This window comes from Pseudomonas sp. CFBP 8758 (assembly GCF_014841725.1).
In the GTDB taxonomy this organism is placed as follows: Bacteria; Pseudomonadota; Gammaproteobacteria; order Pseudomonadales; family Pseudomonadaceae; genus Aquipseudomonas; species Aquipseudomonas baltica.
In genome coordinates this window covers 173,639-196,583 of sequence record NZ_JACYUK010000005.1, presented here as the reverse complement: position 1 = coordinate 196,583, position 22,945 = coordinate 173,639, and the positions used below count along the sequence as shown (strand labels likewise).

At 63.0% G+C, this 22,945-nt stretch carries 20 protein-coding genes; 15 read left to right on the top strand and 5 right to left on the bottom strand.

From position 1 onward, the window contains the following. Nucleotides 1-8 precede the first annotated feature (8 nt). From IFT75_RS12650 to gcvH, 3 genes are all read left to right on the top strand, one after another. Nucleotides 9-1,634, top strand: coding sequence for an ABC transporter permease (locus IFT75_RS12650; RefSeq protein WP_192050078.1), 1,626 nt, complete (start codon nt 9-11; stop codon nt 1,632-1,634). Between the two features lie 154 nt (nt 1,635-1,788). Then, entirely contained in the window at nt 1,789-2,871 is a 1,083-nt protein-coding gene (gene gcvT, locus IFT75_RS12645; protein ID WP_122479887.1) for a glycine cleavage system aminomethyltransferase GcvT, read from the top strand. A gap of 44 nt (nt 2,872-2,915) precedes the next feature. Continuing rightward, complete coding sequence (gene gcvH / locus IFT75_RS12640; protein WP_122479886.1) at nt 2,916-3,299, top strand: glycine cleavage system protein GcvH; 384 nt, start codon at nt 2,916-2,918, stop codon at nt 3,297-3,299. A 37-nt stretch (nt 3,300-3,336) separates the two neighbouring features. Here gcvH and tauD read toward each other — a convergent pair whose 3' ends face one another. Genes tauD through tauA form a run of 4 tightly spaced genes read right to left on the bottom strand, consistent with a single transcriptional unit; the run spans nt 3,337 to nt 6,844 of the window. Then, nucleotides 3,337-4,170 (bottom strand): taurine dioxygenase, encoded by an 834-nt coding sequence (gene tauD, locus IFT75_RS12635; protein ID WP_192055058.1) that lies wholly within the window; start codon nt 4,168-4,170, stop codon nt 3,337-3,339. Between the two features lie 31 nt (nt 4,171-4,201). Next, entirely contained in the window at nt 4,202-5,032 is an 831-nt protein-coding gene (tauC, locus tag IFT75_RS12630) for a taurine ABC transporter permease TauC (RefSeq protein WP_192055056.1), read from the bottom strand. Continuing rightward, nucleotides 5,029-5,835: a taurine ABC transporter ATP-binding subunit gene (tauB, locus tag IFT75_RS12625; protein WP_192055054.1), complete on the bottom strand. Its 807-nt coding sequence runs from the start codon at nt 5,833-5,835 to the stop codon at nt 5,029-5,031. The genes tauC and tauB overlap by 4 nt, the downstream gene beginning before the upstream one ends. A gap of 28 nt (nt 5,836-5,863) precedes the next feature. Next, nucleotides 5,864-6,844 (bottom strand): taurine ABC transporter substrate-binding protein, encoded by a 981-nt coding sequence (gene tauA / locus IFT75_RS12620; RefSeq protein ID WP_122796192.1) that lies wholly within the window; start codon nt 6,842-6,844, stop codon nt 5,864-5,866. A gap of 416 nt (nt 6,845-7,260) precedes the next feature. Between tauA and IFT75_RS12615 the strand changes: the two genes are divergently transcribed. The 7 genes from IFT75_RS12615 (at nt 7,261) to ssuB (ending at nt 14,182) form a co-directional block, all read left to right on the top strand. Beyond that, complete coding sequence (locus tag IFT75_RS12615; RefSeq protein WP_122479881.1) at nt 7,261-8,601, top strand: OprD family porin; 1,341 nt, start codon at nt 7,261-7,263, stop codon at nt 8,599-8,601. A 153-nt stretch (nt 8,602-8,754) separates the two neighbouring features. Beyond that, on the top strand, nt 8,755-9,393 hold the full coding sequence (locus IFT75_RS12610) for a peroxiredoxin (protein WP_192055052.1): 639 nt from the start codon (nt 8,755-8,757) through the stop codon (nt 9,391-9,393). 295 nt (nt 9,394-9,688) lie between these two features. Further along, nucleotides 9,689-10,282: an NADPH-dependent FMN reductase gene (gene ssuE / locus IFT75_RS12605; protein WP_192055050.1), complete on the top strand. Its 594-nt coding sequence runs from the start codon at nt 9,689-9,691 to the stop codon at nt 10,280-10,282. 105 nt (nt 10,283-10,387) lie between these two features. After that, the gene (locus IFT75_RS12600; RefSeq protein ID WP_192055048.1) at nt 10,388-11,353 is read left to right on the top strand and encodes a sulfonate ABC transporter substrate-binding protein; all 966 of its coding nucleotides are present in this window, start codon (nt 10,388-10,390) and stop codon (nt 11,351-11,353) included. A 76-nt stretch (nt 11,354-11,429) separates the two neighbouring features. After that, on the top strand, nt 11,430-12,575 hold the full coding sequence (gene ssuD, locus IFT75_RS12595; RefSeq protein WP_185794713.1) for an FMNH2-dependent alkanesulfonate monooxygenase: 1,146 nt from the start codon (nt 11,430-11,432) through the stop codon (nt 12,573-12,575). Between the two features lie 9 nt (nt 12,576-12,584). Beyond that, nucleotides 12,585-13,373, top strand: coding sequence for an aliphatic sulfonate ABC transporter permease SsuC (ssuC, locus tag IFT75_RS12590; protein ID WP_192055046.1), 789 nt, complete (start codon nt 12,585-12,587; stop codon nt 13,371-13,373). Beyond that, nucleotides 13,370-14,182, top strand: coding sequence for an aliphatic sulfonates ABC transporter ATP-binding protein (gene ssuB, locus IFT75_RS12585; protein WP_192055044.1), 813 nt, complete (start codon nt 13,370-13,372; stop codon nt 14,180-14,182). Before ssuC ends, ssuB begins: the two co-directional genes overlap by 4 nt. Nucleotides 14,183-14,471: 289 nt before the next feature. Here ssuB and IFT75_RS12580 read toward each other — a convergent pair whose 3' ends face one another. Beyond that, complete coding sequence (locus IFT75_RS12580; RefSeq protein ID WP_122479874.1) at nt 14,472-15,848, bottom strand: glutamine synthetase family protein; 1,377 nt, start codon at nt 15,846-15,848, stop codon at nt 14,472-14,474. Nucleotides 15,849-16,403: 555 nt separating this feature from the next. On the opposite strand from IFT75_RS12580, the gene IFT75_RS12575 reads away from it, so the two are divergent. The 5 genes from IFT75_RS12575 to potA all read left to right on the top strand — a co-directional run bounded on the left by IFT75_RS12575 (nt 16,404) and on the right by potA (nt 22,940). Then, nucleotides 16,404-17,762: a glutamine synthetase family protein gene (locus IFT75_RS12575; RefSeq protein WP_122479873.1), complete on the top strand. Its 1,359-nt coding sequence runs from the start codon at nt 16,404-16,406 to the stop codon at nt 17,760-17,762. Between the two features lie 16 nt (nt 17,763-17,778). After that, on the top strand, nt 17,779-19,143 hold the full coding sequence (locus IFT75_RS12570) for an aspartate aminotransferase family protein (protein WP_192055043.1): 1,365 nt from the start codon (nt 17,779-17,781) through the stop codon (nt 19,141-19,143). Between the two features lie 212 nt (nt 19,144-19,355). Then, nucleotides 19,356-20,453 carry a polyamine ABC transporter substrate-binding protein gene (locus IFT75_RS12565; protein ID WP_192055041.1) on the top strand — a complete coding sequence of 366 codons (1,098 nt, stop codon included), beginning with the start codon at nt 19,356-19,358 and terminating at the stop codon, nt 20,451-20,453. 193 nt (nt 20,454-20,646) lie between these two features. Then, a complete protein-coding gene (locus tag IFT75_RS12560) occupies nt 20,647-21,741 on the top strand; it encodes a polyamine ABC transporter substrate-binding protein (RefSeq protein WP_122479870.1) in 1,095 nt (364 codons plus the stop codon). A 56-nt stretch (nt 21,742-21,797) separates the two neighbouring features. After that, a complete protein-coding gene (potA, locus tag IFT75_RS12555; protein WP_122479869.1) occupies nt 21,798-22,940 on the top strand; it encodes a polyamine ABC transporter ATP-binding protein in 1,143 nt (380 codons plus the stop codon). Nucleotides 22,941-22,945: the final 5 nt, after the last annotated feature.

Genomic DNA, 22,945 nt, shown 5'->3' with positions numbered 1-22,945 from the left:
TGAATCCATTGTCTTCTTCCGTCCAACGCCGTTGGTACCCGCTGGTCCTGGCCGTGGTCGGGCTGGTGCTGCTGCCGTTGAGCGTGCTTGTGCTTTCCTGGCAAAGCATCGACATGCAGATATGGTCCCACCTGTGGGATACGCAGATGCCGCGCCTGCTGGGCAATACGCTTACCCTGGTGCTGGGCGTAGGTACGGGCGTGACGGTGCTTGGCGTCAGCCTCGCCTGGCTTACCAGCCTGTGTGAATTCCCCGGCCGGCGCTGGCTCGACTGGGCCTTGATGTTGCCGTTTGCCATTCCGGCCTACGTACTGGCGTTCGTCTTCGTCGGCCTGCTGGATTTTGCCGGGCCGGTGCAGAGCCTGCTGCGCGAGTGGTTCGGCAGCGGCCTGCGCCTGCCGCGGGTGCGCTCCACGGGAGGGGTCATCATCGTTCTGGTGCTGGTGTTCTACCCGTACGTCTACCTGCTGGCGCGGACCGCGTTCCTGGCCCAGGGCAAGGGCTTGATGGAGGCGGCGCGCATGCTCGGCCAATCCCCCTGGCAAGCCTTCTGGCGAGTAGCCTTGCCGGTGGCCCGGCCGGCCATCGGTGCGGGCGTGGCACTGGCATTGATGGAAACCCTGGCGGATTTCGGCGCCGTGGCGGTGTTCAATTTCGACACCTTCACCACGGCCATCTACAAGACCTGGTACGGCTTCTTCAGCCTCTCCAGCGCGGCGCAGCTGGCCAGCCTGCTGTTGCTGGCCGTGATGCTGGTGCTTTACGGCGAGCGGCGTGCGCGCGGTCAGGATCATGCGGCCAGCGAACGCCCGCGTGGGCAGGCGCTGTATCGGCTGCGCGGGCTCAAGGCATGGGTGGCCAGCGGCTGGTGTGCGCTGGTGTTCGCCTGCGCCTTCGTCGTGCCCATGCTGCAGTTAGTGGTGTGGTGCTGGCAGCGCGGGCGCTTCGACCTCGACGAACGTTACCGTGAGCTGATCGTGCATACCCTGTACCTGGGCGCCATGGCCGCGCTGATCACGGTCACGGTAGCGCTGCTGCTGGCGTTTGCGCGGCGGCAGGCGCCCACGCGAGGCATTCGCGCCGGTGTGGCGGTGGCGAACCTGGGCTATGCCTTGCCGGGGTCGGTGCTGGCGGTGTCGCTGATGCTGGCTTTCAGTTTTCTCGACCGCGAGCTGGTCGTGCCGTTGTCCGGCTGGCTGGGCGGTGCCGGGCGGCCATTGCTGCTGGGCAGCGTGGCGGCGCTGCTGGTGGCCTATCTGGTACGGTTCATCGCAGTGGCCTATGGGCCGCTGGAAAGCAGCCTGGCGCGGATTCGCCCCTCGCTGCCGGAGGCGTCACGAAGCCTGGGCGTGGGTGGTCCGCGGCTGTTCTTCAAGGTCTATCTGCCCCTGTTGCTGCCCGGCACGCTCAGCGCCGCGCTGCTGGTGTTCGTCGACACGCTCAAGGAGATGCCGGCGACCTTGCTGATGCGCCCGTTCGGCTGGGACACGCTGGCGGTGCGGGTATTCGAAATGACCAGTGAAGGCGAATGGGCGCGGGCGTCGCTGCCGGCCCTGACCCTGGTGCTGGTCGGCCTGCTGCCGGTCATCGGGTTGATTCGACGTTCGGCGCGCCAGGTCGGTCGAAACCACTGACCGGCTACGCGACCTTGTCGCTGCAGATATCACCCCCGCGACCTTGTCGCTACAGATATCACGCCCGCGACCTTGTCGCTACAATGCGCCGCATCCGGCGCAGGCACCAAGGACAATTCGCCTGCGCTTTCGCCACGCCCGGAAGGAGAAACCCATGGGACAGCGCACGCCTCTGTATGACCTGCATCTTGCCCTCGGCGCAAAGCTGGTCGATTTTGGCGGTTGGGACATGCCCCTGCATTACGGCTCGCAAGTCGAAGAGCATCATCAGGTACGTCGCGATTGCGGCGTCTTCGACGTGTCGCATGTGACCGTGATCGATGTCCAAGGGCCGGACGCCCGGGCGTTCCTGCAATACCTGTTGGCCAACGATGTCGCCACCCTGACCGGCCCTGGCCAGGCCTTGTACAGCGCCATGCTCAATGCCGAGGGCGGGGTCGTGGACGATCTGATCGCCTACTGCACCGAGGAAGGCTATCGCCTGGTGGTCAATGCCGCCACCCGTGACAAGGACCTGGCCTGGCTCAGCGCCCAGGCAGGCACGTTCGATGTGCAATGGCGCGAACGCCCCGAGCTGGCGTTGCTGGCCGTGCAAGGGCCGCAGGCACGGCGCAAGGTCGCCGACCTGCTGGGCAGCCAACGCCGCGAGCTGCTTCTGCAGCTGAACCCTTTCGAAGGCCGTCACCATCGCGACTGGTTCATTGCCCGCACCGGCTATACCGGCGAGGATGGTATCGAGATCGTCTTGCCCGCCGCGCAGGCGGTCGATTTCTTCAACGAATTGATCGGTGCGGGCATTTCGCCCATCGGCCTGGGCGCGCGCGATACGCTGCGTCTGGAAGCCGGGATGAACCTGTATGGCCAGGACATGGACGAGGCGCATTCGCCGCTGGCGTCCAACATGGCCGGCAGTGTGGCGTGGCAACCGAGCGCGCGCGCCTTCATCGGGCGCGAGGCGCTGGAGCGTGAACGGGCCGCCGGGCCGGCCATGAAACTGGTCGGCCTGGTGCTCGAAGAACGCGGGGTGCTGCGCGCGCATCAGGTGGTCCGCATCGCCGGAGTTGGCGAAGGAGAGATCACCAGTGGTAGTTTCTCCCCTACGCTGAGCAAGTCGATTGCATTGGCGCGTGTACCGATGGCGACCGCGGACCGTGCGGAAGTCGAGATACGTGGCAAATGGTACCCGGTACGGGTGGTCAAGCCGACCTTCGTCCGGCATGGTAGAACCCTGATCTGAATCGTATGGCGGGCTGGCCGCTGACCCTTGTTGAGGACAATGTTATGAGCGATATCCCTGCTGAACTCCGTTTTGCCGAAAGCCACGAGTGGGCACGCCTGGAAGCAGATGGCACGGTGACCGTGGGCATCAGCGATCACGCCCAGGAAGCCTTGGGTGACGTGGTGTTCATCGAGCTGCCGGAAGTCGGCAAGGTCTTCGCCGCCGGCGATCAGGCGGGCGTGGTCGAGTCGGTCAAGGCCGCTTCGGACATCTACTCCCCAGTGGGGGGCGAGGTGATCGCGATCAACGAAGCGTTGGCCGATGGCCCGGAAAGCGTCAACGGCGAACCCTATGGCGCCTGGTTCTTCAAGCTCAAGCCAAGCGCTGCCAGTGAGCTGGACACGCTGCTCGACGCTGCCGGCTACAAGGCCGCGATCGGCGAATGACGGCCAGCGGGGGCGGCCATCGCCGCCCCCCGTGCGTTCAATACGGTCGATCCCCCATTATCGTCGCTCGATGCATCACGCGTCGCTGCGGGCGGTAGTCGTCTATCGCGTAATGCTGGGTCACGCGGTTGTCCCAGAAGGCCACGTCCCCTTGGCGCCATTGCCAGCGTACGCAGAACTCCGGACGCGTGCTGTGGGCGAACAGCAGGTCGAGCAGCGCCTGACTTTCAGCTGTCGAGAGTTCGTTGATGTGGGTGGTGAAACCATCGTTGACGAACAATGCCTTGCGCCCGCTGACCGGATGGGTCCGTACCACCGGGTGTGACAGCGGGGGATGTTGCCGGCGGGTCTGCTCCCAGCGCGCCAATGCCTGGGCATCGTTGCCAAAGCGTTCGAGCGGGAACGATTTGGCGAAATCATGGGTGGCGGTCAGACCGTCGAGCAGGGCCTGCATGGGCCTGGACAGCGCCTCGAATGCCGCGATTCCGCTGGCCCAGCAAGTGTCCCCGCCAAAGGGCGGTACCTGCTGGGCGGTCAGTATGGCGCCCATCGCCGGTTCCGCCAGAAAGGTCACGTCGGTGTGCCAGATGGCGTTGTCGCGTACGTCGGTCACGGCGGTGTCGAGCACCAGCACGTCGGGCTGCCCCGGCACACTGGGATAGATCGGATGAACGTGCAGGTCACCGAACTGCTGCGCCAGCCGTGCCTGCTGAAAAGGCGTCAGCGGCTGGTCGCGCCAGAACAGCACCTGATGGGCGAGCAGCGCGGCGTCGATCTCGCGCTGCTGGGCCGGGGTCAGTTCCCGACTGGGGTCGACGCCTTCGATGACCGCGCCGATGGTCGGGTTCAAGGGTGTGATGTGCAGAGTCATGTTGGTCAGCTCTGTTGGCAAAGTGGCTGGTTCAGTGGCTCTGGCCGTGCCAGGGCACCAGGCGCCGCTGCAGGGCGCGCAGGCCCATTTCCAGAGCGAAGGCGATCAGCGCGATGACCAGGATGCCCAGCACCACCACATCGGTGACCAGAAATTGCGCGGCCGACTGCACCATGAAGCCCAGGCCGCTGGTGGCTGCGATCAACTCGGCAGCGACCAGGGTCGACCAGCCGACGCCCAGGCCGATGCGGATACCGGTGAGGATGTCCGGCAGCGCACTGGGTATGATCACGTGGCGGATCAGTTGCGCCCGGGTGGCGCCCAGCGATTGCGCGGCGCGCAAACGGGCGGGATCGACATTGCGCACCCCGGTGGCCGTGGCGATGGCAATCGGCGCGAAGATGGCCAGGTAGATCAGCAACACCTTGGAGGTCTCGCCGATGCCGCACCAGATCACGATGAGCGGCAGGTAGGCCAGCGGCGGGATGGGCCGGTAGAATTCGATCAGCGGGTCGAGAATGCCTTGCGCTATGCGGTTGTGGCCGATGGCGATGCCCACCGGAATGGCGAACAGCACGGCGAATGCCAAGGCCAGGCCGATGCGCCCCAGGCTGGCACCCAAATGTTGCCACAACGTGGCGTCCATATAGCCCTGGGTTGCCAGCAGCCAGGCTTTGTCCAGCACCGCGCCGGGCGAGGGCAGGAACAGGGGCTCTATCAGCTCGGAGGCGGTCACCGCCCACCACAGTGCCAGCACGCCTGCCAGGGTCAGCGTGCTGATGGCGCGCGTACTCAAGCGCCAGGGCCGGCGCGCGGCAGGTGCGCGGGCGCTGTCGAGAGCGTGCGTCGGGTAGAGGCTCATGCCGGCTCCTTGCGCGCAGTGGCGCCTTGGGTGACAACGCGCTGGGCGAAAACCTGGGCAAGGACGTGCTCGCGGGTCTCGATGAATCGGCGGTCGGACTTGATCGCCCGGGCGCTCTCGCCAGCGGCATAGCGCTGGCCGAAGTCCAGGCTCAGGCGCTCCTCGACATGGCCGGGGTTGGGCGCCAGCAGAATCAGGTCGGTGGCCAGGAATACCGCTTCTTCGATGTCGTGGGTAATCAGGAACACCGGCTTGGCGGTACGTTGCCAGACCTGCAGCAGCAACTCCTGCATCTGCTCCCGGGTGAACGCATCCAGTGCGCCGAACGGCTCGTCCATCAACAGCACCTGCGGGTCGGCCGCCAGCGCTCGAGCCAGGCCCACGCGTTGACGCTGGCCACCGGAGAGTTGCCATACCTGCCGCTCGGCGAAACCTGCCAGGTCGACCAGCGCAAGCATGTCCCGCGCCCGCGCCTCACGCTGCGCCCGGCCGGTGCCTGCCAGTTGCAAACCGAAGGCGACATTGGTCAGGACGTCCTGCCAGGGCAACAAGGCGTCATCCTGAAAGACCACGCCACGGTCGGCCCCCGGCCCCTTCACCGCAACGCCGTCCAGGGTGATGCGGCCACTGCTGGGAGCCACGAAACCGGCGATCAGGTTGAGCAGCGAAGTCTTGCCGCTGCCCGATGGGCCCAGCGCGACGCACAGCTGCTGTGGCCCCAGGCTCAGCGAGATGTCCTGCAGCACCGGCTGCGCGGCGCCCGGGTAGTGGGCGCCGATACGGTCGAGAATCAATTGGGCCACGGTCGAACTCCGGTTGGCGTGCGCGCGATCACTGAACGAACTGGGCGCTGACGTACGGCGTGTAGTCAGGCAGGAGCGCTTCCAGCTTGCCCTGCTCCTTGAGGAACTCGGCCGTCTTGGCCACCGCCTGCGCGGTGCCGCCACCCAGCAGCGCGGCGGAGGCCTGGGCCTGGGCATCGGGGTAGGTGGAGCCGGCGAGCAGGTCGGGGACGTCTGCGGCGTTGGCTCCCGTCAATTTGGCGATCTTGCGTACCGGCTCGGAATCGGCGGTCCACTGCGCCTGGTTCTTCGCATAGTCGGCGAACGAATCCAGCGTGACCTTGGCGAACCGGGCGATCACCTCGGGGTGCTTCTCGGCGTAATCCTTGCGCGCCACCCAGACCTCGAAAGTCGGTGCGCCCCACTGGCCGACCTGTGCGGCATCGGTGAGGGTCTTGCCGCTCTTGCGGATCTCGCCCAGGGCCGGCGACCAGACGAAGGCGCCATCGATGTCGCCACGTTTCCACGCAGCGGCAATTTCGGCCGGCTGCAGGTTGACCACCTTGACCTTGCCTTCCAGACCCCAATGCTTCAACGCGCCGAGCAGGCTGTAGTGGGAAGTGGACACGAAAGGCGTTGCAATGGTCTTGCCGACCAACTGCTGCGGATTGTCGATACCGCTGCCGTTGCGCACCACCAGTGCTTCTGCGGAATTGATCTGCGCCGAAACGATGAAGGCGACGATGGGCAGCTTGCGTGACGTGGCGGCTGCCAGCGGACTCGATCCCAGGTTGCCGATCTGTACATCGCCCGAGGCAATCGCCGTGACCACTTCCGGGCCACTGTTGAAGCGCCGCCAGTCGATCTTCTCGCCAATGGCCTTTTCATAGGTGCCATCGGCCTGGGCGACCTTGCTGGGGTCGATGCCGGTCTGGTAGCCGACGGTCAACGTAGCGGCCTGGATGCCCATGGCCAGGCTGGCCAGGGCCAGGGTGCTGACCAGTTTTCGTGCGAAATGCTGCTTGGCCATGGTGGCTGCCTTTTGCGAGAGTCGGGTGGCTGAGGACCTTCGAACCCGCGCTGCCAAAGCGCGAAACGGCAAGTGTCGGAAGGGCGAATGAGGACGAATCTAAACGATATAAGAAACGGCTTTGAAATACCGTTTAGGAATTAGCTTATGTTTTGCAACTGGATTGAACTTTTTTGTTTGGACGCACAAGGTTGTTATGCATTTAAATTCTAAAAAAACTTGAAACAATTCTTTTTGGTTTTGTGAAAATTTCGTTAACCTCGGCAACCAGAGTTTGGCTTAGACCAAGGTCTCGAATCGGCTTGTAAACATTGACTAACCGGTCACGCTTTGGCGCTAATCGCGCATCGGCGGACAAGGGGCGCCAGACCCCCGACCAAAGACACCACAAAAATTAGAAACCAGAGGAGCATCACATGTACAAGCAGTCGCTCGCCGCAGCCATCGCGCTCGCCAGCATCTCCACCAGTGTCTACGCCGCCGATCCGGCACCCTCGGGTTTCCTCGAAGCCAGCAAAGCAACGCTGAGCTCGCGGACCATGTATTTCCGCAACGATACCCGTGAAGGCACGGCGAACGACCAGGAAGAATCGGCTCAAGGCTTCCTCTTCAACTTCATTTCTGGCTACACCCCCGGCACCGTCGGCTTCGGTCTGGACGTGCAGGGCATGACCGGCATCCACCTGGACGGCGGCCGCGGTCACCACCCGAACAACAACAGCTTCTTCCCCAGCGACACCGACGGTTCGGCCGAGAAGTCGTGGTCGCGTGTAGGCGCCAACGGCAAGGTCAAGTTCGCCAAGACCGAACTCAAGGTGGGTAGCGCACTGCAGCCCAACCTGCCGATCCTGGTATCCAACGATGGTCGCTTGCTGCCTGCGGTTTACCAGGGCGGTATCCTGACCTCCAAGGACCTGGACAACTTCACCTTCACCGCCGGCCGCCTGAACAAGTCTGCGGGCCGTGCCACCAGCAACTACTCGGGCCTGGGCCTGAACGGCGGTACGCAGGACTCGAACAACTTCCAGTTCGCCGGTGTCGACTGGAAGGCCACCAAGGATCTGACCCTGCAGGTCTACCACGCGCAGCTGGAAGACTATTACAAGCAGACTTTCCTCGGCGCCGTGCACGTACTGCCATTGGGTGAAGACCAGTCGTTCAAGACCGACCTGCGCTACTTCGACAGCAGCTCCGACGGCAAGAACGGTGATGCTGGCTACCGCTTCAACAACAACAGCGGCTACGCCAAGAACCCTGGCGAAGTCGACAACAAGACCTGGAGTGCCATCTTCACCTACAGCATCGCTGGCCACGCATTCCTGGCCGGTTACCAGCAAGTGGGCGACGACGGCGGCATGCCGTTCATCAACAACGGCAGCGTTGTCGATGGCAACAACCGCAACGAAGGCAACGGCGGTTCCAGCGTCTATCTGTTCACCGACAGCATGGTCAACTCGTTCACCCGCGCTGGCGAAAACACCACGTTCGCCCAGTACTCCTATGACTTCAGCCGCATCGGCGTTCCTGGCCTGAAAGCCTCGGTTGCCTATCTGCATGGCGACGACATTCGCGCGGCCGGTACCGGCGACTCGAACAACTCCGAGTGGGAACGCGACATGCGCGTCGACTACGTGATCCAGAGCGGTCTGCTGAAGAACTTCGGCGCCACCCTGCGTAACGGTACCTACCGCAGCGACGTCGGCACCAACACCGATCAGACCCGTCTGATCTTCAACTACACGTACGCCTTCAAGTAATACGTGCCGTTGGAAAAAGCCCGCTTTGTGCGGGCTTTTTGCTTTTCTGCGCTGGCGTTATTCCCTATTCGCCTAGCCCCAGCACGATCCATTCTTTTTGTTTCCTGGCCGGTCAGTGCACAGTCATGCGCACAACAGCCCAGGAGCAACACTATGACCATTCGACTCGGCGACATCGCCCCCGATTTCCAGCAGGACTCGAGCCAGGGCACCATCAGCTTCCATCAATGGCTGGGCGACCAATGGGGGGTGCTGTTCTCGCACCCGGCCGACTTCACGCCGGTGTGCACCACCGAGCTGGGTTTTACCGCCAAGCTCGCCGATGAGTTCGCCAGGCGCAACGTCAAGGCCATCGCGCTGTCGGTGGACCCGGTGGAATCCCATCAGCGCTGGATCGGCGACATCGACGAGACCCAGGGCACGACAGTGAATTTTCCGATCCTGGCCGATGCCGACCGCAAGGTGTCCCAGCTCTACGATCTGATTCACCCGAACGCCAGTGACACCCTTACGGTGCGTTCGCTGTTCGTCATCGACCCGAACAAGAAGGTGCGGCTGACCATCACGTACCCGGCCAGTACCGGGCGCAATTTCCACGAGATCCTGCGGGTGATCGATTCGCTGCAATTGACCGACAGCCACAAGGTCGCCACCCCGGCCAACTGGCAGGATGGCGATGACGTGGTGATCGTGCCTTCGCTCAAGGACGAAGAGGAAATCAGGCAGCGCTTCCCCAAGGGCTACACGGCAGTGAAACCCTACCTGCGCCTGACCCCCCAGCCCAACCGCTGATCTGAACCTGATACAACTTGCCTTCTGTAGCAGCGGCGCAAGCCGCGTCCGGGACGTCGCGGTGTATCAAATGCGCCGCATGGCCCGCTGACGCGGCTTGCGCCTCTGCTACAGGGATCGCGGTGATATCCATGCGGTGTGCGCAGCGGGGATAGGAAAATGCAGGTATATGTTTTTATCGAATAACCAAATGAATAAATATGATTTAAAGATATAAATCCTGCCTGCTACTGTTCCTTCCATTCCGGCGACTTCTCCAGAAGCGCTCCGATTTCGCTATTCAAGGATTTACCCCATGCTGGTCGTATCCTTGGGCGGCAGCCCCAGCCTGCGCTCGCGCTCCGGCGTACTGCTGGAGCGCAGCAAGCAGTGGCTGCAACGACAAGGCGTTGAAGTGGTGACGTTTCAGGTACGGGACTTCCCGGCCGAAGACCTGCTGCATGCCCGCTTCGACAGCCCGCACATACTGCATTTCAACGAACTGGTCGGCAAGGCCGATGGCCTGGTGGTTGCCACCCCGGTATACAAGGCGTCGTTCTCCGGTGCGCTGAAGACGCTACTGGACCTGCTTCCCGAGCGTGCTCTGAGCAACAAGGTGGTGCTGCCCATTGCCACCGGTGGCAGCATCGCCCACATGCTGGCGGTGGACTACGCGCTCAAACCGGTGCTGGCTTCGCTCAAGGCCCAGGAAATGCTCCAGGGTATCTTCGCCGACGACAGTCAGATCGCCTATGGCGAAGGCAGTCATGCAGCCCAGTTGGCGCCGGCGCTCGAGCAGCGCCTGGAAAATGCGCTGCAGGAGTTTCATGCCTTCCTGCTGCGCAAACCGCAGGCCCATGACCCGGCCTTGCTCACGCAAAGCCTGCGCAGTGCCCGCTGGAGCATCTGATTTCACCGCCGCTCGCGGCCGCGACACTTTTCGCTGTACCCACCTTACTGGCCCGCCAACGGGCAAGCAGGTGCAACCCAATTCCCCCTGCAGAAGGAGAGTGCCATGCGCACCCTGTTCTTGCGTCGTGGCGTGGTCGCACTGTTTGCTGCGGCTGTGTCGTTCGGCGCCATCACCCAGGCCCAGGCTGAAACCCTGCGCATCGGTTACCAGAAATACGGCACGCTGGTGCTGCTCAAGGCCAAGGGCACGCTGGAGAAACGCCTGGCGGCGCAGGGCGTCGACGTCAAATGGACCGAGTTTCCCGGCGGCCCGCAGTTGCTCGAAGGGCTGAACGTCGGTTCGATCGATTTCGGCGTGACCGGTGAAACCCCGCCGGTATTCGCCCAGGCCGCCGGGGCCGATCTGCTGTATGTGGCCTACGAGCCGCCGGCCCCGACCAGCGAAGCGATCCTGGTACCCAAGGATTCGACGATCCGCTCGGTCGCTGAACTCAAGGGCAAGAAGGTTGCGCTGAACAAGGGTTCCAACGTGCATTACCTGCTGGTGCGCGCGCTGGAAGAAGCCGGGCTCAAGTACTCCGACATCCAGACCGTCTACCTGCCGCCTTCCGATGCCCGCGCGGCGTTCGAGCGCGGCAGCGTCGATGCGTGGGTGATCTGGGATCCCTACCAGGCAGCGGCCGAGCAGCAGTTGCAGGCGCGCACCCTGCGCAACGGCGAGGGCATCGTCGACAACCTGCAGTTCTACCTGGCCACCAAACCCTATGCCGAGCAGCACCCCGAGGTGATCACCGCGCTGGTCGAGGAGGTACGCGCCGTGGGCGAGTGGTCCAAGGCGCATCCCGAAGAAGTGACCGCCCAGGTCGCACCGTTGCTGGGCCTGCCAGCGGACATCACCCTGACCTCGGTGAAACGCCAAGGCTACGGCGCGCAATTTCTCAACCCGCAGACCGTTGCCGCGCAGCAGAAGATCGCCGACAGCTTTCACCAGCTCAAGCTGATCCCCAAGCCGCTGCGCATTCAGGATGTGATCTGGACACCGCCGGCCAACGTTGCCAAGGCACCGTGATCCGCTGCGCCCCCGCCACCGCACAACCGCACCGGTGCCCGCGCATCGGTTCCGAGCCACGTCAGGAGACAACTCCATGAGCCTCAATATTTTCTGGTTTCTTCCCACCCACGGCGACGGTCATTACCTGGGCACCTCCGAAGGTGCACGGGCGGTCGACCACGGTTACCTGCAACAGATCGCGCAAGCGGCCGATCGCCTCGGCTACGGCGGCGTATTGATCCCTACCGGGCGCTCCTGCGAAGACTCCTGGCTGGTGGCGGCCTCGTTGATTCCGGTCACCCAGCGCCTGAAATTCCTGGTTGCCCTGCGCCCTGGAATCATCTCGCCCACCGTGGCCGCGCGTCAGGCAGCGACCCTGGACCGCTTGTCCAACGGCCGCGCGCTGTTCAACCTGGTCACTGGCGGCGACCCTGACGAGCTGTCCGGCGACGGTCTGTTCCTCACCCACGAGGAGCGCTACGAGGCGTCGGTGGAATTCACCCGTATCTGGCGCCGCGTACTGGAAGGCGAGACGGTCGACTACGATGGCAAGCACCTCACCGTCAAAGGCGCCAAGCTGCTCTATCCGCCGGTGCAGCAGCCGCGTCCGCCGCTGTACTTCGGCGGGTCTTCCGATGCGGCTCAAGACCTTGCCGCCGAACAGGTGGAAATGTACCTGACCTGGGGCGAGCCACCGGCAGCGGTGGCCGAGAAGATCGCCCAGGTGCGCGAGAAGGCCGCCAAGCTCGGCCGGACCGTGCGCTTCGGAATCCGCCTGCACGTGATCGTGCGTGAAACCAATGCAGAAGCCTGGCAGGCCGCCGAGCGGCTGATCGCCCATGTCGACGACGATACCATTGCCCGCGCCCAGGCTTCGCTGGCGCGCTTCGATTCGGTGGGTCAGCAGCGCATGGCCGCATTGCATGGCGGCAGCAAGGACAAGCTGGAGGTGAGCCCCAACCTGTGGGCCGGCGTCGGCCTGGTCCGCGGCGGCGCCGGAACCGCGCTGGTCGGTGACGGCCCGACGGTGGCCGAGCGGGTCAAGGAGTACGCCGCACTGGGCATCGACACGTTCATCTTCTCCGGCTACCCGCACCTGGAAGAGTCGTACCGCGTGGCCGAGCTGTTGTTCCCGCACCTGGACGTGCAGCGCCCGGAAGCGCCGACCGGCGCCAACTACGTCAGCCCGTTCGGTGAGATGGTGGCCAACGACATTTTGCCCAAGGCCGCCCAGCGCTGAGAAACTGCCATGAGTACAACGAGCAAAATCATCCACCGGCTGGCGCCCTGGGCGCTGCCGGTGGGCCTGCTGTTGATCTGGCAGCTGGCGGTCAGCGTCGGCTGGCTGTCGACGCGGATCCTGCCAGCGCCAAGCGCGGTGCTCGCGGCAGGCGTCGCGCTGTTCAAGTCCGGGGAGATCTGGACGCACCTGGCCATCAGCGGCTGGCGCGCGGGCATCGGCTTCGCCATCGGTGGCGGCATCGGTCTGGTACTGGGGCTGATCAGCGGCCTGTCGCGCTGGGGCGAGCGCCTGCTCGACACCTCGGTGCAGATGATCCGCAACGTCCCGCACCTGGCGCTGATTCCGCTGGTGATTCTGTGGTTCGGCATCGATGAGTCGGCGAAGATCTTTCTGGTCGCACTGGGCACATTGTTCCCGATCTACCTGAACACCTACCACGGCATCAAGAACGCCGACCCTGCGTTGGTGGAAATGGCACGCAGCTATGGCCTGTCCGGATTTCGTTTGTTCTGGCAGGTGATTCTGCCCGGGGCGTTGCCTTCCATTCTGGTCGGTGTGCGTTTCGCCCTCGGCCTGATGTGGCTGACGCTGATCGTCGCGGAAACCATTTCCGCCAGCTCCGGCATCGGTTACCTGGCCATGAACGCGCGCGAATTCCTGCAGACCGACGTGGTGGTGCTGGCCATCGTGCTCTATGCGATTCTCGGCAAGCTGGCCGATTTGGCGGCGCGTGGGCTGGAGCGAGTGTGGCTGCGCTGGCATCCGGCCTATCAAACCAAGGGAGGTGCAGCATGACCGTTTTCAAGGAACAGCCGCAGAACCTGCGGCGCGGGATTCCACTGGCGGTTCGCCAGCTGCGCAAGACCTTTGGCGAGCGCGAGGTATTGCGCGAGATCGACCTGAACATTCCGGCCGGGCAGTTCGTGGCCATCGTCGGCCGCAGCGGGTGCGGCAAGAGCACCTTGCTGCGGCTGCTGGCAGCACTCGACCAACCCACCAGCGGACAACTGCTGGCAGGTTCCGGTCCGCTCAGCGATGCGCGCAACGACACCCGGCTGATGTTCCAGGAAGCCCGCCTGCTGCCATGGAAGCGAGTGATCGACAACGTCGGCCTGGGGCTGTCCGGCAATTGGCGCGAGCAGGCCTTGCAGGCGCTCGAAGCGGTGGGCCTGGCCGAGCGCGCCGATGAGTGGCCGGCGGGGTTGTCCGGCGGGCAGAAGCAGCGCGTGGCGCTGGCGCGGGCCCTGATTCACAAGCCGCGGCTGTTGCTGCTGGACGAGCCCTTGGGGGCGCTGGATGCGCTCACGCGCATCGAGATGCAGCAGTTGATCGAGAGCCTGTGGCGCAAGCACGGTTTCACCGTGTTGCTGGTAACCCACGATGTGGCCGAGGCGGTGGCGATTGCCGACCGGGTGATTCTGATCGAGGAGGGGCGCATTGGTCTGGACCTGGCTATCGAGTTGCCACGTCCGCGCGCTCGCGGTTCCCATCGCCTGGCGGCGCTGGAAAGCGAAGTGCTCAATCGAGTATTGGCGCTGCCGGGCAATCCACCGGAGCCCGAGCCGCCGTCGCCATTGCCGACCCAGTTGCGCTGGGCACGCTGATCCGGACGCGGTACGTCAGGTTAATCCGCACGTACCGCCGACGCGGCTCGCGCCGCTGCTACAGGGACTGCATACCTAGACGAAACGGTGATCCCCCGTAGCAGCGGCGCAAGCCGCGTGCGGGTGCGATGCAGTGTACCTGCCGCACGCAGTCCAGAAGACACGAGGAACCCCTGTAGCAGCGGCGCGAGCCGCGTCCGGGGACGACGCGGCATACCTGCTGCACCGCAGCCCAGCAAATGCGTTCGTGAACACCGCGGCATGGCAGGCATACCGCGGCGCCCGGCCGTTACACGGTGTGCAGGTACCAGTTGTACTCGAGGTCCGAGATGGAGTGCTCGAATTCTTCCAACTCGCTTTCCTTGCAGGCCACGAAGATATCGATGTATTTCGGATCGATGTATTTGGCCAACACCTCGCTGTCGTCCAGCAGGCGCAGGGCATCGCGCAGGTTGGTCGGCAGGCTCTGCTCGTTCTGCTCGTAGGAGTTGCCTGTCACCGGCTCGTTGGGCTCGACCTGGTTGGTCAGGCCATGGTGCACGCCGGCCAGAACCGCAGCCATCAGCAGGTACGGGTTGGCATCGGCACCGGCGACGCGGTGTTCCAGGCGCACGGCATCCGGCGTCCCGGTGGGCACGCGCAGCGCCACGGTCCGATTGTCCAGGCCCCAGCACGGGGAGTTGGGCACATAGAACTGAGCACCGAAGCGGCGGTACGAATTGACGTTCGGGCACAGGAACGCCATCGACGCGGGCAGGGTCTCGAGCACACCGCCGATCGCGTGACGCAATGCGGCGTTCTGCTCGGGATCCTCACTGGTGAAGATGTTCTTGCCGTCCTTGTCCAGGATCGAAATGTGCACGTGCAGCCCGTTGCCCGCCTGGCCCGGATAGGGCTTGGCCATGAACGTGGTGTCCATCTCGTGGTCGTAGGCGATGTTCTTGATCAGGCGCTTGAGCAGCACTGCATAGTCGCAGGCCTTCATGGCATCCGGGACGTGGTGCAGGTTGACCTCGAACTGCGCCGGCGCACTTTCCTTGACGATGGCGTCGGCCGGGATGCCCTGTTCCTTCGCCCCTTCGAGGATATCCTGCAGGCAGTCCACGTACTCGTCCAGGTCGTCGATCAGATACACCTGGGTCGAATGCGGACGCTTGCCGGAGATCGGCGAGCGCGGCGGCTGCGGTCGACCGTTCACGTTTTCCTGGTCGATCAGGTAGAACTCCAGCTCGAAGGCGGCGCAGATGGTCAGGCCCATGGCGTCGAACTTCTCGACGACCTGGCGCAGCACTTCACGCGGGTCGGCGAAGAACGGCTCGCCTTCGAGTTCGTGCATGGTCATCAGCAACTGCGCGGTAGGGCGCTTCTGCCAAGGCTCGTTGCACAGGGTGTCGGGAATGGGGTAGCAGATACGATCGGCATCGCCGATGTCCAGGCCAAGACCGGTGCTTTCCACGGTAGAGCCGTTGATGTCCAGGGCAAACAGCGAGGCGGGCAGGTTGATGCCTTTCTCGTAAACCTTGTGGAGGCTGGTGCGCTCGATGCGCTTGCCACGCACCACACCATTCATATCTGCAATCAGAAGGTCGACGTACAGAACCTCAGGATGTTCCTTAAGGAATGCGTTCGCTTCGTTAAGCTGAACGGCACGCGGGGGTACCGACATGATGCAACACCTTTGTTGTTAAAAATATCAATCATTGGGTCGAACAGGTTTCAGTCAATCCGAAAGCCAACACTAAGTCAAGCGAGCCGGGTTTTGCCCTGAAAGAGCGCTGGTGAGCCTCTTTTGCTGCATATCGGGGCGCATGCGCCTGGCAATTACGGTGCCTTGCAACTGGCTGAAAAGTGTCTGCGGAAGTTTGCCGCCTGATAGTTGTGGAAAAAAATGAACAAGGCTAAGCTCGTTTTCAACCCGCCATTTCAATAATACCGAGGGTGAGTCATGGCACGCCTGCCATTATCTGATGGAGCTCGCTGCAGCCACCGGTTGCCGGCGACCAGAATAATTGACAGGCCACGGCGTTGCGTCTCTGTTTTTTTGTCCCTTCTGTACTGCCTGAGCCCCGAAACCGCTACCCTGAGCTTCACGTTCCGGCCGGGTATCGAGAGGCCGGGTGGGCAGTGTGCAGCCCTCGCTTGACCGCTTTCCCAACGACGCCCACGCGTCAACTCGTGCCCGGCTCGCCGCGAGCCAGGTCAATGGCCTCCTGAGGTATTTATGAGTCCCAACCTCGACCAGCTCACCGATTGGTTGAAAGATCACAAGATCACCGAAGTCGAATGCCTGATCGCCGACCTCACCGGGATCACCCGCGGCAAGATTTCCCCGACCAACAAGTTCATCGCCGAAAAAGGCATGCGCTTGCCGGAAAGTGTTCTATTGCAAACCGTGACTGGCGACTATGTAGAAGACGACATCTACTACGAGTTGCTCGACCCTGCCGACATCGACATGATCTGCCGCCCCGACGAGAACGCGGTGTTTCTCGTTCCCTGGGCCATAGAGCCCACGGCGCAGGTCATCCACGACACGTACGACAAGCAGGGCAACCCCATCGAGCTGTCGCCGCGCAACGTGCTCAAGAAGGTCTTGAAGCTGTATGCGGACCGAGGCTGGCAGCCGATCGTGGCGCCGGAGATGGAGTTCTACCTGACCAAGCGCTGCGAAGACCCGGACTTCCCGCTGCAGCCGCCGATCGGCCGCTCGGGACGCCCGGAAACCGGTCGGCAATCGTTTTCCATCGAAGCGGCGAACGAGTTCGATCCGTTGTTCGAAGACGTCTACGACTGGTGCGAGGCGCAGAACCTTGACCTCGACACCCTGATCCACGAAGACGGCACGGCGCAGATGGAAATCAACTTCCGGCACGGCAATGCCCTGCACCTGGCCGACCAGATCCTGGTGTTCAAACGCACCATGCGCGAGGCCGCGCTCAAGCACAACGTCGCCGCCACCTTCATGGCCAAGCCGATGACGGGCGAGCCGGGCAGTGCCATGCACTTGCACCAGAGCATCGTCGATTCGGCCACCGGCAAGAACATCTTCGCCAACGAAGACGGCTCGATGAGCCAGCTGTTCCTGCACCACGTCGGCGGCCTGCAGAAATTCATTCCCGAACTGCTGCCGCTGTTCGCGCCCAACGTCAATTCGTTCCGTCGTTTCCTGCCCGACACTTCGGCGCCGGTCAACGTCGAGTGGGGCGAGGAAAACCGCACCGTTGGCCTGCGCGTGCCCGACGCCACGCCGCAGAACCGGCGGGTCGAGAACCGCTTGCCGGGCGCCGATGCCAACCCGTACCTGGCCATCGCCGCCAGCCTGTTGTGCGGCTATATCGGCATGGTCGAGGGCCTGAACCCGAGTGCGCCGGTGCAGGGACGCGGCTACGAGCGACGCAACCTGCGGCTGCCGTTGACCATCGAGGATGCGCTGGAGCGCATGGAAAACTGCAAGACGGTGGAGAAGTACCTGGGCAAGAAATTCGTCGTTGGCTATGTTGCGGTCAAGCGCGCCGAACACGAAAACTTCAAACGCGTGATCAGCTCGTGGGAACGTGAGTTCCTGCTGTTCGCGGTGTGAGAAAAAGGAGCGACAGATGAGCAACAACAACCCCCAGACCCAGCATTGGCAAGACTTGAGCAGCGCCCACCACCTGGCGCCGTTCAGCGACTACACGCAGCTGGCGCAGAAGGGTCCGCGGATCATCACCAAGGCCGACGGCGTGTACCTGTGGGACAGCGAAGGGCACAAGATCCTCGACGGCATGGCCGGCCTGTGGTGCGTGGCGATCGGCTACGGTCGCGAGGAGCTGGTGCAGGCAGCCAGCAAGCAGATGCGCGAACTGCCGTACTACAACCTGTTCTTCCAGACCGCCCACCCGCCCGCTCTCGAGCTGGCCAAGGCCATCGCCGACCTGGCGCCCGAGGGCATGAACCATGTGTTCTTCACCGGCTCCGGTTCCGAGGGCAACGACACCGTGCTGCGCCTGGTGCGCCATTACTGGGCGCTCAAGGGCAAGCCCGAGAAAAAGGTGATCATCAGCCGCATCAATGGCTACCACGGCTCCACCGTGGCCGGCGCCAGCCTGGGCGGCATGGCGGGCATGCACGAGCAGGGCGATCTGCCGATCCCGGGCATCGTGCACATTGCCCAGCCTTACTGGTTCGGCGAGGGTGGTGACATGACCCCGGACGAGTTCGGCATCTGGGCCGCCGAGCAGTTGGAAAAGAAGATCCTGGAAGTGGGCGAAGACAACGTCGCGGCGTTCATCGCCGAGCCGATCCAGGGCGCCGGCGGTGTGATCATTCCGCCCGAGACCTACTGGCCGAAGGTCAAGGAAGTGCTGGCGCGCTACGACATCCTGTTCGTGGCCGATGAAGTCATCTGCGGCTTCGGCCGTACCGGCCACTGGTTCGGCAGCGACTACTATGATCTGGCGCCCGACCTGATGACCATCGCCAAGGGCCTCACGAGCGGCTACATCCCCATGGGCGGCGTGATCGTGCGCGATGAGGTGGTGCAGGTGATCAACCAGGGTGGCGACTTCAACCACGGCTTCACCTATTCCGGGCATCCGGTCGCGGCGGCGGTGGCGCTGGAAAACCTGCGCATCCTGCGCGACGAGCACATCGTTGACACGGTCCGGACCGATGCGGCACCGTATTTGCAAAAGCGTCTGCGCGAACTGCAGGACCATCCGCTGGTGGGTGAAGTCCGTGGCCTGGGCATGCTCGGCGCCATCGAGCTGGTCAAGGACAAGGCGACTCGCAGCCGTCACGAAGGGCGGGGCGCCGGTATGATCTGTCGGCAGTTCTGCTTCGACAACGGGCTGATCATGCGGGCCGTCGGTGACACCATGATCATTGCACCGCCGCTGGTCATCAGCCACGCCGAGATCGACGAGCTGGTGAGCAAGGCACGGCTTTGCCTGGACCTGACACTCGAAGCACTCGGGGGCTAGATGCTAGGCTTGCTCCCGTCGGGAGCATCGGTACGCAAAATGCGACGGCGTTCCGTAGGAGCGGTCACCGGCCGCGAAAGCTGCGACGCGGTCTCGACTGATACCGCAGTGGTTTCTTCGCGGCCAATGACCGCTCCTACGGATCATCAAAACACGGCACTCGATCAATATTGGCATCAGGTTAAGACCAAGAACATTTAGGAGCACAACGCATGAAGATATTTGGCAAGACCCTCCTCGCCGTGGCCCTGATGGGGGCGATGGCCAGTGCTGCGCAGGCAGACGACAAGGTTCTGCACGTGTACAACTGGTCGGACTACATCGCGCCGGACACGATCAAGCAATTCGAGGCGGAGTCGGGGATCAAGGTCGTCTACGACGTATTCGACAGCAACGAAACCCTGGAAGCCAAACTGCTGGCCGGCAAGTCCGGCTACGATATTGTCGTGCCTTCCAACAACTTCCTGGCCAAGCAGATCAAGGCCGGTGTTTACCAGGAACTGGACCGCTCGAAACTGCCGAACTGGAAAAACCTCAACGAATCGCTGCTCAAGGCGGTGTCGGTGAGCGACCCGGACAACAAGCATGCCTTCCCGTACATGTGGGGCTCGATCGGCATCGGCTTCAACGCCGACAAGGTCAAGGCTGCGCTGGGCGCCGATGCACCGACCAACAGCTGGGACCTGCTGTTCAAGCCGGAAAACGCGGCCAAGCTGAAGTCGTGCGGCATCAGCTTCCTCGATTCGCCCACCGAGATGCTGCCGATCGCCCTGCATTACCTGGGCTACCCGACGGACTCGCAGGACAAGAAGCAGCTTGCCGAAGCCGAGGCGCTGTTCCTCAAGGTGCGTCCATCGATCGGTTACTTCCATTCCTCCAAGTACATCTCCGACCTGGCCAACGGCAACATCTGCGTGGCCGTGGGGTATTCGGGTGACATCTACCAGGCCAAGTCGCGCGCCGAAGAAGCGGGTGGCAAGGTCAAGGTCAGCTACAACATTCCCAAGGAAGGCGCTGGCAGCTTCTTCGACATGGTCGCCATCCCCAAGGATGCCGAGAACGTCGATGGCGCCTACAAGTTCATGACCTTCCTGATGAAACCGGAAGTCATGGCCGAGATCACCAACAGCGTGCAGTTCCCCAACGGTAACCAGGCTGCAACAGCATTGGTGGATAAAGCCATCAGCGGCGATCCGGGCATCTACCCGCCGGCCGATGTGCAGGCCAAGCTGTATGCCATTGCCGACCTGCCGGCGGCGACGCAGCGCATCATGACGCGCAGCTGGACCAAGATTAAGTCGGGCAAGTAAGCCGGGCTGGTATTGCGATGCGCCTTTCGCGGCCGATGACCGCTCCCACACATACCCCGTAGGAGCGGCCCGTGGCCGCGAATGGCGCACCGCGAGCTCGGGCCAGGTGAATCAGCAATTGCGGCGCGCGCGCATGGGCTGTAAGTTGCGCGCCGGTTTGTCTTATAGAACAAACGCTTGAGAGGACCTCCACTTGTCACACTCTTTGTTTCGCAAGGCCATGCTGATCGGTGCGGGTCTGACCCTGGCGCTCAATGCTCAAGCGGCAGGCACCGTACACATCTACAACTGGTCCGACTACATCGGCGAGAGCACCCTGGCGGATTTCGAAGCCGCCACCGGGATCAAGCCGATCTACGACGTCTTCGACTCCAATGAAACCCTGGAAGGCAAGTTGCTGGCCGGCCATACCGGCTACGACGTGGTGGTGCCGTCCAACCACTTCCTGGGCAAACAGATCAAGGCCGGGGCTTTCCAGAAACTGGACAAGGCCCAGCTGACCAACTATTCCAACCTTGATCCGGTGCTGCTCAAGCGCCTGGAAAAGAACGATCCGGGTAACCAGTACGCCGTCCCCTATCTGTGGGGTACCAACGGCATCGGTTACAACGTGGAAAAGATCAAGGCTGTGCTGGGCGTCGACAAGATCGACTCCTGGGCCATGGTGTTCGAGCCCGAAAACATCAAGAAACTGTCCAAGTGCGGCGTCGCCTTCCTTGACTCGCCCGACGAGATGTTTCCGGCCGTGCTCAACTACATGGGCCTGGACCCCAACACCACCGACGAGAAGCTCTACAAGCAAGCCGAGGCCAAGCTGCTCAAGGTCCGTCCGTACGTGACCTACTTCCATTCTTCCAAATACATCAGCGACCTGGCCAATGGCAACATCTGTGTGGCCGTGGGTTATTCCGGCGACATATTCCAGGCCAAGGCACGGGCCGAGGAAGCCGGCAAGGGCATCAAGCTGGCCTACTCGATTCCCAAGGAAGGCGGCAACCTGTGGTTCGACATGCTGGCCATCCCCGCCGATGCGCCGGATGCGAAGCAGGGCCTGGCGTTCATCGACTACCTGTTGAAGCCTGAAGTGATTGCCAAGGTAAGCGACTATGTCGGCTATGCCAACCCCAATCTCAAGTCCGGCGAGCTGATGGATCAGGACGTGCGCAACGACGAGGCGGTCTACCCGCCACAGGCCATCCAGGACAAGCTCTACGTCAACGTCGAGCTGCCGCCCAAGGTGCAGCGTTTGATGACCCGCAGCTGGACCAAGGTCAAGTCGGGCAAATAACTACTCGGGGCGGCCCGATCCAGAGCCGCCCCCACTCAAGTTTGGGAGTTTCGTGAATGGCTGTTGCCTCCAGCGCCTACAAAAAAGCCCTCGAAGGCAGCCAGCAACCGAAAAAGGTGCTGGTCCGGATCGAAAAGGTAACGAAGAAATTCGACGAAACGGTGGCCGTGGACGACGTGTCGCTGGAAATCAACCAGGGTGAGATCTTCGCCTTGCTGGGCGGGTCCGGTTCCGGCAAGTCCACCCTGCTGCGCATGCTGGCTGGCTTCGAACGGCCGACCGAGGGGCGTATTTTCCTCGACGGTGTGGACATCACCGATATGCCGCCCTACGAGCGGCCGATCAATATGATGTTCCAGTCCTATGCATTGTTTCCGCACATGACCGTGGCGCAGAACATCGCCTTCGGGCTCAAGCAGGACAAACTGCCGGCGGCCGAAATCGACGCACGCGTGGCGGAAATGCTCAAGCTGGTGCAGATGACCCAGTACGGCAAGCGCAAGCCGCACCAGTTGTCCGGTGGCCAGCGTCAGCGCGTTGCGCTGGCACGCTCGCTGGCGAAAAAGCCCAAGCTGTTGCTGCTCGACGAGCCGATGGGCGCGCTGGACAAGAAGCTGCGCTCGCAGATGCAACTGGAACTGGTGGAGATCATCGAGCGGGTCGGCGTGACCTGCGTGATGGTGACCCACGACCAGGAAGAGGCCATGACCATGGCCCAGCGCATCGCCATCATGCACCTGGGCTGGATCGCGCAGATCGGCAGCCCGATCGACATCTACGAAACCCCCACCAGCCGCCTGGTGTGCGAGTTCATCGGCAACGTCAACCTGTTCGAAGGCCAGGTGGTCGAGGACATGGAAGGCTACGCACTGATAAGCAGCCCGGAGTTGGAGCGCAGCATCTATGTCGGTCACGGTGTAAGTACCGCTGCCGAAGACAAGAACGTGACCTATGCCATTCGCCCGGAAAAGATGTTGGTGACCACCCAGCAGCCCGACAGCGAACACAACTGGTCGCGCGGCAAGGTCCATGACATCGCCTACCTGGGCGGCCATTCGGTGTTCCACGTGCAGTTGCCGTGCGGCAAGCTGGTGCAGTCGTTCGTGGCCAACGCCGAGCGCCGTGGCGCCCGGCCGACCTGGGACGACGAAGTGTTCGTCTGGTGGGAAGACGACAGCGGCGTGGTACTGCGCTCATGAAGCTG